This is a genomic window from Erwinia psychrophila (assembly GCF_039023475.1).
GTDB lineage: Bacteria > Pseudomonadota > Gammaproteobacteria > Enterobacterales > Enterobacteriaceae > Erwinia.
On the sequence record NZ_JBCHVB010000009.1, the window covers coordinates 85263 to 98862 of the forward strand.

The following is a 13600-nucleotide window of genomic DNA, read 5'->3' on the forward strand; positions in this document are numbered from 1 at the left end:
CGATGCTTGATCCCTCTTTCTTCAGCTATGTAACCGTAATGTCGATAACGCCAGGCCCAAATAACCTGATGCTGGCCACTTCAGGCGTGAATTTTGGTCTGCGCAGGACGCTGCCCATGTTGATGGGGATCATGGTTGGCTGTGCCCTACAGACGGCGATCGCCGGAATGCTGCTGGAGGTGTTGTTACAATGGATGGGCGCAGTCAGGGTGCCACTTACCTTACTGGGCTGCGGCTATCTGCTCTGGCTCTCCTGGAAAATTTTTCGCGCCGGGGCGCCGGAACTGCGTGAGAAAGCCCGCCCCATGACGATGGCCGGCGGCGCGCTGTTTCAGGCCGTTAATCCAAAGGCGTGGCTGATGGCAACCAACGTGGCGCTGATGTACACCGCCAACAGCGGCATTCTGGCAGTGATGGTGGGTTTTATGCTCCTTAATCTGCCCTGTATTCTGATATGGGCCGCGTTGGGAGACCGGCTGGGAAAGCATTTGCAGGTCGTGTGGAAGCTGCGTTTATTTAATACCCTGATGGCATTTTCGCTGGTGGTCACAACATGCTGGATGCTGGTTGAAGCGTTGTACTGAGGCTGAAAAGGGCGGCTTTATGCCGCCCCACGTTTACTCTGGTGCCTCGCCTTCACTTGCCTGCGATGGCCATTTCCAGTTCTGTACCTCGGGGATGTCCTCGCCATGTTCCCGGACGTAAGCATGGTGGGCCGCCAGTTTTTCTTCCAGCTGGTCCAGCACGTCTGCTGCCCGCTCTTGCAGGCCGGGTACCCGCATAATCGCTTCCTGCGCCAGATGATAACGATCCAGCCCGTTCAGCACGGTCATATCAAATGGCGTGGTGGTGGTGCCTTCTTCATTAAAGCCCCGCACGTGGAAATTAGCGTGATTATTGCGTTGATAGGTCAGCCGGTGGATCAGCGTCGGGTAGCCGTGGAAGGCGAAGATGACGGGCTTATCCTGAGTGAACAGGGCGTCAAATTCCTCCTCACCCAGGCCGTGCGGGTGCTGATCTTTGGTTTGCAGCGCCAGTAAATCGACGACGTTAACCACCCGGACGCTCAGCTCGGGCAGCATCTGTCGCAGCAGGTCTACCGCCGCCAGCGTCTCCATTGTGGGAATATCGCCCGCACAGGCCATCACAACGTCAGGTGAGGTGCCGGGTTTTTCATTCCCGGCCCAGGGCCAGATCCCCATCCCTTTTTCACAGTGCTTAATGGCCTCATCCATACTCAGCCACTGCGGCTCCGGCTGCTTGCCTGCCACGATCACGTTGATACGGTCCCAGGTCCGCAAACAGTGATCGCCGACCCAGAGTAACGTGTTAGCGTCAGGCGGAAGATAAATGCGGACAATATCGGCTTTCTTGTTGGCAACATGATCGATAAAACCCGGATCCTGATGGCTGTAGCCATTGTGGTCCTGTCGCCAGACGTGGGATGAAAGCAGGTAGTTCAGCGATGAAACGGGTTTTCGCCACGGCAGATCGCGCGTCACCTTCAGCCATTTCGCATGCTGATTAAACATGGAATCGATAATATGAATAAAGGCTTCGTAGCAGGTAAAAAGCCCGTGTCTGCCGGTCAGCAGGTAGCCTTCAAGCCAGCCCTGACACTGATGCTCACTGAGGATCTCCATTACTCTGCCATCGGGCGCGAGCTGTTCATCATAGGAGCGGATGGCTTCCATCCAGGTACGGCTGGTGACGTCAAACACTTTGCTCAGGCGGTTGGAGGCGGTTTCATCCGGGCCGAACAGGCGGAAGTTATCCGGGTTCTGGCTGAAAATAGCGCTGAGATAGCTGGCAAGCACCGCCGTTGACTGCTCCTGCGTTTCACCGGGACTGGTCACCTCCACGGCAAACTGACGGATATCCGGAACGTTAAGCTCTTTACGCAGCCGTCCACCGTTGGCGTACGGGCTGGCGCCCATTCGCTTATCGCCTTCCGGTGCCAGCGCTTTCAGCTCGGGTTTCAGGCTGCCCGCCTCATCAAAGAGTTCTTCAGGCCGGTAGCTCTTCAGCCAGTTCTCCAGAATATGGCGATGCTCATCATTCTCCCGGCATGCGGAGACCGGCACCTGGTGCGCGCGCCAGAAGCCTTCAACTTTTTTACCGTCAACCGTTTTGGGACCGGTCCAGCCTTTCGGGCTGCGCAGCACAATCATCGGCCAGCGCGGGACAGCGCTGTGCGCCTGGCCACTTCTGGCTTCCTGCTGGAACTGGCGAATGCGGTCAAAAGCCTTATCCAGCACTTCCGCCATCTGCCGGTGCATAAGCTGTGGATCCTCGCCTTCCACAAACAGGGGTTCATAGCCATATCCGCTAAAGAGCTGCTGTAAATCACTGTCGCTGGCGCGGCCAAGCAGCGTTGGGTTGGCAATCTTATAGCCGTTGAGATGCAGGATGGGCAGGACAGCGCCGTCGCGGGCCGCATTCAGGAATTTTGTACCGTGCCAGCTGGCGGCGAGCGGTCCGGTCTCCGCTTCACCATCGCCGATCACGCAGGGCACAATCAGATCCGGATGATCGAAGACGGCGCCAAAAGCATGAACCAGCGAGTAGCCCAGTTCGCCACCTTCGTGAATGGAGCCGGGCGTTTCCGGGGCGGCGTGGCTGGGAATGCCGCCGGGAAAGGAAAACTGTTTAAACAGCCTGCGCATGCCTTCCGCATCTTCGCTGATGCGGGGGTAAATTTCACTGTAGCTGCCTTCAAGCCAGGTATTGGCCACCATGCCAGGTCCACCATGGCCCGGCCCGCAGATATAAAGCAGATCCAGCTCCCGCTGGCGAATGATGCGGTTTAAATGGGCATAGATGAAATTCAGGCCGGGCGTGGTGCCCCAGTGGCCGAGCAGGCGCGGCTTGATATGTTCAGGCAGCAGGGGCTGACGCAGCAGAGGGTTATCCATCAGGTAGATTTGGCCAACGGAAAGGTAGTTGGCGGCGCGCCAGTAACGGTCAATCAGTGCGAGTTCCCGATCGGACATGGGTGGTGACAAAGTCGTATCCATCGTGCTCCTCCTCAGAAGTAAAGTCTGATAAAAGCATAGACGCCAGAGTCGGTTGTGCAGGAAAAGCGCGTGGAACAGAGCATTATGACAGCACAACTAAAAATTGTTTACACAGCGACGTTGAATCGGGGATGAGAACGATATCAGTTACATAAAGGCCTGGCTGGCGTCCGGCAGAGAAACAGGAAAAGGTTTAGTCAGGCTTTTAGAAATCGCCAGAGTGCGGAAAAGCTAAAGTATCTGGTGGGGCAGAACAAACAGAAGAAGTGATATCCTGCCCCGAAGCCGGGGCAGGATGACGCATCAGGCGTTTTTCGCTGCGGCGGCGGCTTTCACAATCACCGCGAAGGCGTCAGCCTTCAGCGAGGCGCCGCCAACCAGCGCGCCGTCGATGTCCGGCTGAGCGAAGAGTTCAGCGGCGTTTTTATCGTTAACGGAACCGCCGTACTGGATAATGACCTGTTCAGCCACGGCTGCATCCTGCTTCGCAATATGGTCACGGATAAATTTGTGCACGGCCTGAGCCTGTGCCGGGGTTGCCGATTTACCGGTGCCGATAGCCCAGACGGGCTCATAGGCGATAACCACGCCGTTAAACGCTTCCGCGCCCTGAGTCGTCAGCACCGCATCAATCTGGCGCGCGCAAACTTCTTCAGTTTTACCGGCTTCGTTTTCCGCTTCGGTTTCACCGATGCAGAGTACCGGGATCAGGCCAGCATTCTTCAGCACGGCGAATTTCTTCGCGACCAGCTCATCGCTCTCTTTGTGGTAGGTGCGACGCTCTGAATGGCCGATAATGATGTACTTCGCGCCGATGTCTTTCAGCATGTCTGCTGAGACTTCACCCGTGAAGGCACCGGAGAGGTTAACGTCCACGTTCTGCGCGCCCAGCGCGATATGGCTACCGGAGGCGGCGTGCTTTGCCAGATCCAGATACATCACCGGTGGAGCGATGGCTACGCCACAACCGTCAACGGTGCTCAGTTCGTCGCGCAGACCGGCAATCAGCTCTTTGACCAGAGTTTTACTGCCGTTCAGTTTCCAGTTACCCATGACTAGCGGATGTCGCATCTTATCCTCCACGCTTAGCGCGATTCTGTTAAATTACGCTGCCAGGCAGCGTTGTCTGCCAGACAGTATAGAGATCAAAACCCCGAAAGGCTTTGCTTTTCGTCATCTTTACCGGCCGCTCAGTCGGCAGCCAGCGACAGTTTTACCGGCTCAACGGCGAAGGTCAGTCCTTTGTCACCGTTGTCCGCGACCACGTAACGCAATGCCCCAACCGTCTGGGTAAAATAACGCGATCCTTGTCCCTTCTTCAGCAGTTCATCAAGCCGTTTCAGGCTCTGCTCTTCATCCAGATTAGTTTCGAAAAAACGCATCAGCGCAGCCATATAGGCGCGGGCTCTATCCCGGGCCACCTGCGCATCCGGGCCGGGAACCGGTAGCCAGGTAACCTGTAACGTTTTAATTTTACCTGTTCCATGTTCCAGCGCGGTGGACGTGTAAAGATTTTCATTGATCTTGCTGGCGGCTCGGGTCAAATTACTTTTATCACCGCGACTGTCGACGGCACGGTAGTCAGCAATCTGTAACGCCGGGTTGATAGCATTATATTTTTCACGAAACTGACCGATGGTCATATCGAAAGTGGGCGATTCTGCCAGAAGATAGGGCGCGGTTGGCATATGCTCAACGCGAGACTGCGGTGATGGCTTGCTGGCATACGCTGTAGCCTGTATCAGCAGCAGCAGGCCCGTAAAGATCGCTTTTTTCATAGTATTCGCCCCGATCGCTCCATTCAGCAGCAGATTAGAACGGACAATGACCGGCAAAGTCAAAGCCTGCGGCTTTCCTGAGGGATAAAAAATGACCCTGCAAGCGTGGTGTTTTTCATATCGTGGCAGACTGAGGCGGCGGGATCTCTGGATCTGGCTGACGCTCTGGCTGGTGCTGATGACGCTGCTCTTTACCCTGGCGGCAAACGGCTGGCTGAGTTCGCAAAATGCCGCATTTGGTGTGGTTTGCCTGCTATGGCCAACCAGCGCGGTAATAGTGAAACGGCTGCATGACCGCAATAAAGCGGGATACTGGGGGCTACTGCTGATTGTTGCCTGGATGCTGCTGGCCGGCAACTGGGATATGCTCCCCGCCAGCTGGCAGTGGGTGCCGGGCCGCTTTATCCCCACGCTGATTCTGGTCGCCCTCCTGCTGGAGCTGGGCCTCTGTCGCGGAACGCCGGGGGAAAACCGCTTTGGTAAAGCTCCGCAGCCAGTGAATTATACCGGCCGCAGAATGGCCTGATAGGGCTGCGCTGCCGGAACAGGCTGGCTGCGATAGCCGATCGGCGCTACCAGTAATGTTCGCTGGTGATATGTCCGGGTTTACGCTTCAGGTGCTTACGCATTTCCCGCGTATCCTTCAGCAGCTGCTGCGTATCACGCACCATCTGAGGGTTGCCGCAGAGCATGATATGGCTGCTGGCAGCCTCCATGGGCAAGCCTACGGCGGCCTCCAGTTCTCCGCTGGCGATAAGCGCGGGCACCCGTCCCGTCAGCGAGCCGGAAGCCTCTTCCCGGCTGACCACGGTCTGAATCTTTAACTGGCCATCAAAACGCTGCTGGAGCGTCTGCATCAGCGGCAAGTAGCTCAGATCCTGCGCGTAGCGCGCAGCATGCACCAGCACGATATTTCTGAACCGTTCCAGCCCTTTCCCTTCCTGAAGAATGGAGAGATAGGGGCCGATTGCCGTGCCGGTTGCCAGCATCCACAGCGTCTCGCATTCCGGGATCTCATCCAGCACAAAGAAGCCGGCGGCTTCTTTCGTCATCATCACCTCCTGGCCCGGCGTTAACGCATGCAGGCGAGGGCTGAGCTTCCCCTCAGGCACGGTGACCAGGTAAAACTCCAGGTTTTCATCGGAGGGTGCATTCACATAGGAATAGGCGCGCTGCACGCGCTCGCCGTCGATCTCCAGCGCCAGTTTGGCAAACTGGCCGGCGGTAAAGGGGGCGATGGGCGCGGTGACCGTAAGGCTGAACAAGCTCTCTGTCCAGTTATCCATTTTTTTGACTCTGGCATTAACCCATTCGGCCATAAACAACTCCTTAGTCGTTGTGGGGCGGTTGGCATTGACGGGGTATCTTCGCCACTGGGCGCCCTTTTTTCCAGTCTCTGTCAGCAACAAAGCTCGTATCGACAAATTCGCCAGGCAATCCCCTTACTATAACGTACAGTTTGATTTACGGCGCTGCCCGTAAACGCTGACACCTGCCGCCAGGGCATTTTAGGCTCGCCTCTCGCTTTGTCGCCGGTTCCTGATATTTTCCACGCCAACAAGTTTGTTTTTCTGGTCAGTTCATTTTTTAAATGACGTTCTGGCCGCTTATTCTACTGAAGAAAATGAAAAAAATAGAAAACGGGTATCTGCTGATCCTGCTGATTGCGCTGGTCGCTGTCGGACAAATGGCACAAACCATCTATGTGCCCGCTATGACGACCATTGCGGAGGCTTTTAGCGTGCGTGACGGCATGGTGCAGCGCGTGATGGCCGCCTATCTCATCACCTATGGCGGCTCTCAGCTTCTCTACGGGCCGCTGTCGGATAATATTGGCCGCCGTCCGGTGATTCTGGCGGGGCTGAGCATATTTGTTATCGGGACGCTGATTGCACTCTGTGCGCCCACGTTCGACTGGCTGGTCGTGGGAAGTGCGGTGCAGGGGCTGGGTACCGGCGTGGCAGGCGTTATGGCCCGTACCATGCCGCGCGATCTCTATTCCGGCGGCGCGCTGCGCCATGCGAACAGCCTGCTCAATATGGGCATTCTGGTCAGTCCGCTGGTGGCGCCGATTATTGGCGCGGTGCTGACGCATCTGCTGGGCTGGCATGCCTGCTTTGCCTTTTTGCTGGCGCTCTGCCTGGCCGTTGGCATAGCGATGATCCGCTGGCTGCCGGAAACTCGTCCTGCGCCGCTGGAAAAGCGGGCGCTCTTTTCACGCTATCGCCCACTGCTGGCAGACAGCACTTTTGTCCGCTATCTGATTATGCTGATGGGCGCCCTCGGCGGTATTGCGGTATTTGAAGCGAGCTGCGGCGTACTGATGGGGGGCGTGCTGGGTCTGAACAGCCTTACCGTCAGCCTGCTGTTTATTCTGCCGGTGCCTGCGGCCTTCTTTGGGGCCTGGTTCGCCGGTCATGAAAACCGGCCCTTTCCACAGCTGATGTGGTGGGCGGTGAACAGCTGTCTGCTGGCGGGCGCGCTGATGTGGATCCCGGCCTGGTTCGGCGTGATGTCTATCTGGACGCTGATTGTCCCCGCCTCGCTGTTTTTCTTTGGCGCCGGTATGCTGTTTCCGCTGGCGACAACCGGCGCAATGGAGCCCTGGCCTTATGTGGCCGGATCGGCAGGCGCGCTGCTGGGAGGGCTGCAAAATCTGGGGTCGGGCCTGGCGGCGTGGCTGTCGGCCCTGCTGCCGCAGAACGGGCAGTTCAGTCTGGGCATGCTGATGTTTGGGATGGCGCTGCTGATATTGCTCTGCTGGCTGCCGCTTTCCCGGCGACCGGAGCCGCATGCGGTATAGGCGCGGTTATCGGATGATGGGGTGGAAAGAGGCCAGCCTCAGGGCTGGCCTGGCTCATTCACGCTGGGTTACAGAATAAAAGGATGCAGGCTCTCGTCCTTGCGATCCAGATAATGTATGGACTGAATGCGGCGAATAGTTCGCGACTTACCCCGAACCAGCAGCGTTTCGCTGGTGGCGATATTGCCCTGGCGGGTAATCCCTTTCAGCAGGTCGCCGCTGGTGATGCCGGTGGCGGAGAAAATGACATTATCGTTTTTCGCCATTTCGCCCAGCAGCAGGACTTTCCCAGCCTCAATTCCCATTTCGCGGCAGCGTGCCAGCTCCTGCTCGCCAATTTTGCGGTTTTCCGGCGAGTCCCCTTTGACCCGGTGACGGGCCAGTAGTCTGCCCTGCATATCCCCGTCCATGGCACGGATCACCGCTGCGGACACCACGCCTTCCGGCGCGCCGCCAATGCCATAGAGCACATCAACTTCGCTGTCCGGCATGCAGGTCAGAATCGAGGCGGCAACATCCCCATCCGGAATGGCAAAAATGCGCACGCCCAGCTGCTGGAGAGCGGCGATAACGGCATCGTGGCGGGGTTTTGCCAGAAGGGTGACCGTCAGCTCGCGGAGTGGCTTCTGAAGCGCGGCTGCAATATTTCTCAGATTCTCTTCAAGCGGAAGATTAAGGTCAATCGCGCCTTTGGCACCTGGCCCCACAATCAGCTTTTCCATATACATATCAGGCGCGTTCAGGAAAGTGCCTTTATCCCCGACGGCCAGCACCGCCAGCGCGTTAGCCTGACCCATCGCGGTCATGCGCGTGCCTTCGATGGGGTCAACCGCGATATCCACCGCATCACCCTGGCCGCTGCCGACCTTTTCACCGATATAAAGCATGGGAGCTTCATCAATTTCTCCCTCGCCAATCACGATTTGCCCGTCAATATCCACCTTGTTGAGCATAATACGCATGGCGTGCACCGCCGCGCCGTCTGCCGCGTTCTTGTCGCCGCGTCCCAGCCATTTATAGCCAGCCAGCGCCGCCGCTTCCGTTACGCGTGAAAATTCAATGGCGAGTTCTCGTTTCATAATGGGTTCCGGAAAGTGTTGAGGCGGGAAGTCTGGCATGGCAGGAAGGGAAAACGCCAGCATTCTTCATCATCGCGTTACGGTCGCTTATCGCTGAGCAGCTTTGCCGCTTCGGTTCGGCATGAAAATCCAGTGGCGGATTTATTATGGGTTTTGGAAATGGGGTAGCGCGAGAATCATGGCGTGGCGGGGAGGAAAACGCCCGCAATCATGGCGATTGCGGGCGAGGAGGTTACTCTTCGTGGTCTTCCCATGCCTGGGCACGGGCAACGGCTTTTTTCCAGCCGGCATAACGGTAGTTGCGCTCGCTGGTTTCGATGCCTGGACGGAATTCGCGTTCGATCACCGCCTTGGCGCGGACCTCATCCAGATCTTTCCAGAAGCCTACCGCAAGGCCAGCCAGGTAGGCGGAACCCAGCGCGGTCACTTCCAGCACTTCCGGGCGCTCCACGCGGGTGCCCAGGATATCGGACTGGAACTGCATCAGGAAGTTGTTGGCTACCGCGCCGCCATCCACACGCAGAGATTGCAGACGGGTACCGGCGTCATTCTGCATCGCTTCCAGCACGTCGCGCGTCTGGTAGGCAATAGACTCCAGCGTGGCGCGGATGATGTGGTTAGCGTTGGCACCGCGCGTCAGGCCAAAGATGGCGCCACGTGCATAGGGGTCCCAGTATGGCGCGCCAAGGCCGGTAAAGGCTGGCACCATATAAACACCGTTGCTGTCTTTTACCTTCATGGCGAAATATTCAGAATCGGTCGCGTCGCCAATCAGCTTCATCTCGTCACGCAGCCACTGAATGGAAGCGCCGCCGATAAATACCGCGCCTTCCAGCGCATAGTTCACTTCGCCGCGCGGGCCACAGGCGATGGTGGTCAACAGGCCGTTGGTGGAGGTAACCGCTTCCGTACCCGTGTTCATCAGCATAAAGCAGCCGGTGCCGTAGGTGTTTTTCGCCATCCCCGGCTGGACGCAGAGCTGACCATACAGCGCAGCCTGCTGGTCGCCCGCAATACCGGCAATAGGAATACGCGTGCCACCTTTACCGCCGATGTTCGTCTGGCCGTAAACCTCAGAAGAGGATTTCACTTCAGGCAGCATCTCACGCGGGATATCCAGGATATCCAGCATACGCTGATCCCACTCCAGCTTGTGGATGTTGAACATCATGGTACGCGAGGCGTTGGTGTAGTCGGTGATATGCACCCGTCCCTGCGTCATTTTCCAGACCAGCCAGGAGTCGACGTTACCAAACAGCAGTTCGCCGCGCTTCGCACGATCGCGCGAGCCTTCAACATGATCCAGAATCCACTTCACCTTGGTGCCGGAGAAGTAAGGGTTAATCACCAGGCCAGTGGTGTGCTGAATGTACTCTTCCAGCCCCTCTTTTTTCAGTTTCGAACAGTAGTCAGCGGTGCGGGGATCCTGCCAGACGATGGCGTTGTAAATCGGTTTACCGGTCTCTTTATCCCAGACAATTGCGGTTTCGCGCTGGTTGGTAATGCCGATCGCGGCAATTTCGTCAGAGTTGATATCCGCATGGGCCAGCACTTCTACCAGCGTTGAGCTTTGCGAAGCCCAGATATCCATCGGATCATGTTCAACCCAGCCTGGCTTAGGGTAGATTTGCTGAAATTCGCGCTGGGATACCGCCACGATATTGGAGTCATGATCGAGGACAACCGCACGGGAGCTGGTTGTACCCTGATCGAGCGCGACGATATATTTTTTTTCTGTAGTCATAATTCAATTCCTGATGGTGTAAAGGGTTAGCGACTTACGCTTTACGCTGTTCGGCACGCGCTACCGACTTCTCTTCTTTCTCCTCCATGGTCGTTACAGGGAGGTTGCGGGCGATCAAATAACGATAGCCAAATGCGCCGACGCTGGCACCGACGATCGGGCCAAAAATCGGCACGAGGAAATAAGGGATATCACGGGCGCCGGTAAAGGCAACGTTACCCCAACCCGCCAGCCAGGCGAAAATTTTCGGGCCGAAATCACGCGCCGGGTTGAGGGCGAAGCCGGTCAGTGGACCCATAGCGCCGCCAATGATTGCAATCAGCAGGCCGATCAGCAGCGGAGCCATCGGGCCGCGCGGCAAACCGTTACCGTCATCGGTCAGCGCCATGATCAGACCCATCATTACCGCAGTAATCACAGCCTCAACCAGGAACGCCTGACCCACGCTGATATGCGGGTTCGGATAAGTGGAGAAGATGCCGGCCAGGTCAAGGCTTTCTACCGTGCCACGCACCATCTGGTGAGACTGCTCGTAGTCGATAAACAAATTGTAGTAGAGCCCGTAAACCAGCGCAGCGGAGCAGAAGGCACCCGCGACCTGCGCGAGAATATAGGGGGCGACCTTGCGGCGATCGAAACTGGCAAACAGACAAAGTGCGATGGTAACGGCCGGGTTAAGGTGTGCGCCGGAAATGGCCGCGCTGAGATAGACCGCCATAGCCACGGCAATACCCCAGACGATGCTGATTTCCCACTGACCAAAACTGGCGCCTGCCAGCTTCATGGCGGCGACGCAGCCGGCACCAAAAAAGATAATGGTGGCGACACCAAGGAATTCGGCGATGCACTGCCCTTTCAGCGTGCTTGTTGTTTGACTCATGATGGCATTTCCTGAAGGCGAGGTTAAATGTTGTACAGCGCTTTTTTTCTCATTCCCTGAGTCGCCCTAATCTTTTGTAGGGCTGATGTGAATTTATCGTTAACGAGCATAAACGAGAAATAGCGAAATCAAAAGTTGTGCTCTGCGTCAAAAAAATGAGCGTTTTCGCGTCTTTTGGCTTTCCTGAAACATCATTTCCCGTTTCGTTTAGCGGTTTTTTGTCTCACGCTGTTAACTAAACACTTACTTTTAACGTTGGCAAGGTTGCCAATTCCAGGTCTGCGCCGAAAATTGTTACAGACTGCACCCTGTACAGGTTCCCTGCTGGACTTGGCGGGCGGGTCTACTTACAATCGGTGTATCGTTGTTATCCGCGGAATGCCGGCTTACCCCTCATGATCTGCGGCTAGCATCATCAACGCCTTGCGATTAGGAGAGGTCATTTACAATGTCATTTGAAGTATTCGAGAAACTGGAAGCAAAGGTACAGCAGGCGATTGATACCATCACTCTGCTGCAGATGGAAATTGAAGAGCTGAAAGAGCAGAACAACAATCTGAATCAGCAGGTTCAGCAGGCTGCGGGAAATAGCGAATCTCTGGTGCGTGAAAACCAGCATTTAAAGGAAGAGCAGCAGGTCTGGCAGGAACGTCTGCGTGCCCTGCTGGGTAAAATGGAAGAAGTCTGATTTTTACGGACGTAAAAACGGGTGCCGCTGGCACCCGTTTTTGTTACTGGCTTAGCGCTGCCATGCTCAATGGCCGCACTGTTATTCGAGGTCGAGCGGATCTTCTGACAGAATAATGCCGGTATTGTCAGCATAAAGATGGTCACCAGAGAAGAAGGTAACGCCGCCGAAATTAACCCGCACGTCGCTTTCGCCAATGCCTTCCCCGGCTGCGCCTACAGGGATCGCGGCGATGGCCTGAATACCGATATCAAGCTCTTCAAGGTCGTCCACCTGACGCACCGAGCCATAGACCACAATACCTTCCCACTCATTCTGCACCGCCAGCTGTGCCAGCGCCGCATCAACCAGCGCCCGGCGAACGGAACCACCGCCGTCAACCAGCAGCACGCGACCACGGCCGTTTTCCTCCAGCAAATCAAAGAGCAGCCCGTTGTCTTCGAAACATTTTACCGTGATGATTTGCCCGCCAAACGAGGTGCGCCCACCGAAGTTTGAAAAGAGCGGTTCAACGACGTTCACATCTTCATGATAGATGTCGCAGAGTTCAGAAGTATCATATTTCATAAGGGGTTCGTCTGTTTGCAGCAGGAAAGCTAAGTATATCGCTTTCCCAAGGGTGTTGGCAAAATCATCAATTGTTAAAAGTTGCGATGGGTCAACCACATCGCAATTAAGCGAGGAGCAGCCCGAGTGAAAAAAGCACGTTGACCAGCAGGGCGGCTTTGACGGTTTTACCCAGCATCGGTCGCATGGCGACGGGCGCAGTCTGCCGGAAAATGAAGCGTCCCTGGCTGGCGAGCAGCGGCGCTGAAAGCATAAACAGCCAGCCGTTCAGGCCCTGGCAAGCGACCAGCGCGAACAGGCTCAGGCAGAGGAGTGAACCGGCCAGCAGGGCGGCGTGGTAGCGTCGGGCGTTAAGCGCGCCCAGTCTCACCGCAAGCGTGTGTTTGCCATGCTGCTGGTCGCTTTCAATATCGCGCATATTATTGACGTTCAGCACGGCGACAGCGAGCAGGCCGCAGGCGGTGGCGGGTAAGAAGAGTACCGGCTGCAGGCTGTGGGCCTGGAGATAATAGCTGCCGATAACGCCCAGCCAGCCAAAAAATATCAGCACGGAAACGTCGCCCAGCCCCAGATAGCCGTAGGGTTTTTTACCGACCGTGTAGGCAATTGCCGCCGCGATCGCCAGCGCACCCAGCGCGAGGAATCCCAGTATATCGCGGAGCGACTGACAGGAATAAAGCACCAGCAGCAGGCCTGAAACGATCGTCAGCGTGACGACAATGCCCAGCGCCGCGCGCATCTGCGGCAGCGTTATCGCCCCTTTTTGCATCCCCCGAAGCGGGCCAATACGCGCTGGCGTATCGCTGCCTTTCAGCGCATCACCATAGTCATTCGCCAGGTTAGAGAGGATTTGCAGCAGGACTGTGGTGAGCAGGGCAAGAATGGCTATCGGGAAGCTGAAGGTGTTCTGCCACCAGGCCAGCGCTGACCCGGTCAGAATTGACGCACAGGCCAGCGGAAGCGTCCGCAACCTTAAGCTCTCCAGCCAGGCGCGCGGCAGGGTGAGAGCAGGAGCTGAGTGAATGTTTTCCGTCATAGTCGCAT

The 13600-nt window shown here is 56.6% G+C and carries 13 protein-coding genes; 4 read left to right on the top strand and 9 right to left on the bottom strand.

Annotation, left to right across the window (positions count from 1 at the left end; translation table 11 throughout):
* Window positions 1-2 precede the first annotated feature (2 nt).
* Window positions 3-584: a LysE family translocator gene (locus tag AAH446_RS18225; protein WP_342908128.1), complete on the top strand. Its 582-nt coding sequence runs from the start codon at window positions 3-5 to the stop codon at window positions 582-584.
* A gap of 33 nt (window positions 585-617) precedes the next feature.
* Here the strand turns inward: AAH446_RS18225 and AAH446_RS18230 are convergent, their stop codons facing one another.
* The 3 genes from AAH446_RS18230 to AAH446_RS18240 form a co-directional block, all read right to left on the bottom strand.
* Window positions 618-3017, bottom strand: coding sequence for a phosphoketolase family protein (locus AAH446_RS18230; protein ID WP_342908088.1), 2400 nt, complete (start codon window positions 3015-3017; stop codon window positions 618-620).
* Window positions 3018-3320: 303 nt separating this feature from the next.
* Window positions 3321-4088: a triose-phosphate isomerase gene (gene tpiA / locus AAH446_RS18235; RefSeq protein ID WP_342908089.1), complete on the bottom strand. Its 768-nt coding sequence runs from the start codon at window positions 4086-4088 to the stop codon at window positions 3321-3323.
* 119 nt (window positions 4089-4207) lie between these two features.
* Window positions 4208-4795 (bottom strand): DUF1454 family protein, encoded by a 588-nt coding sequence (locus tag AAH446_RS18240; RefSeq protein ID WP_342908090.1) that lies wholly within the window; start codon window positions 4793-4795, stop codon window positions 4208-4210.
* A 91-nt stretch (window positions 4796-4886) separates the two neighbouring features.
* On the opposite strand from AAH446_RS18240, the gene AAH446_RS18245 reads away from it, so the two are divergent.
* On the top strand, window positions 4887-5321 hold the full coding sequence (locus AAH446_RS18245) for a DUF805 domain-containing protein (RefSeq protein WP_342908091.1): 435 nt from the start codon (window positions 4887-4889) through the stop codon (window positions 5319-5321).
* Between the two features lie 46 nt (window positions 5322-5367).
* On the opposite strand, the gene fpr is transcribed toward AAH446_RS18245, so the two are convergent.
* Entirely contained in the window at window positions 5368-6114 is a 747-nt protein-coding gene (fpr, locus tag AAH446_RS18250; RefSeq protein WP_342908092.1) for a ferredoxin--NADP(+) reductase, read from the bottom strand.
* Between the two features lie 305 nt (window positions 6115-6419).
* Here fpr and emrD point away from each other — a divergent pair, with 305 nt between their 5' ends.
* Window positions 6420-7598 carry a multidrug efflux MFS transporter EmrD gene (emrD, locus tag AAH446_RS18255; RefSeq protein ID WP_342908093.1) on the top strand — a complete coding sequence of 393 codons (1179 nt, stop codon included), beginning with the start codon at window positions 6420-6422 and terminating at the stop codon, window positions 7596-7598.
* Between the two features lie 68 nt (window positions 7599-7666).
* On the opposite strand, the gene glpX is transcribed toward emrD, so the two are convergent.
* From glpX to AAH446_RS18270, 3 genes are all read right to left on the bottom strand, one after another.
* Entirely contained in the window at window positions 7667-8677 is a 1011-nt protein-coding gene (gene glpX / locus AAH446_RS18260) for a class II fructose-bisphosphatase (protein WP_342908094.1), read from the bottom strand.
* Between the two features lie 232 nt (window positions 8678-8909).
* On the bottom strand, window positions 8910-10421 hold the full coding sequence (gene glpK / locus AAH446_RS18265) for a glycerol kinase GlpK (RefSeq protein ID WP_342908095.1): 1512 nt from the start codon (window positions 10419-10421) through the stop codon (window positions 8910-8912).
* Window positions 10422-10455: 34 nt separating this feature from the next.
* The gene (locus tag AAH446_RS18270) at window positions 10456-11301 is read right to left on the bottom strand and encodes an MIP/aquaporin family protein (RefSeq protein WP_342908096.1); all 846 of its coding nucleotides are present in this window, start codon (window positions 11299-11301) and stop codon (window positions 10456-10458) included.
* A gap of 448 nt (window positions 11302-11749) precedes the next feature.
* On the opposite strand from AAH446_RS18270, the gene zapB reads away from it, so the two are divergent.
* A complete protein-coding gene (gene zapB / locus AAH446_RS18275; protein ID WP_342908097.1) occupies window positions 11750-11989 on the top strand; it encodes a cell division protein ZapB in 240 nt (79 codons plus the stop codon).
* A gap of 81 nt (window positions 11990-12070) precedes the next feature.
* Here zapB and rraA read toward each other — a convergent pair whose 3' ends face one another.
* Window positions 12071-12556 carry a ribonuclease E activity regulator RraA gene (gene rraA, locus AAH446_RS18280; RefSeq protein ID WP_342908098.1) on the bottom strand — a complete coding sequence of 162 codons (486 nt, stop codon included), beginning with the start codon at window positions 12554-12556 and terminating at the stop codon, window positions 12071-12073.
* A gap of 106 nt (window positions 12557-12662) precedes the next feature.
* Window positions 12663-13592, bottom strand: coding sequence for a 1,4-dihydroxy-2-naphthoate polyprenyltransferase (locus AAH446_RS18285; RefSeq protein ID WP_342908099.1), 930 nt, complete (start codon window positions 13590-13592; stop codon window positions 12663-12665).
* Between the last annotated feature and the right edge of the window lie 8 nt (window positions 13593-13600).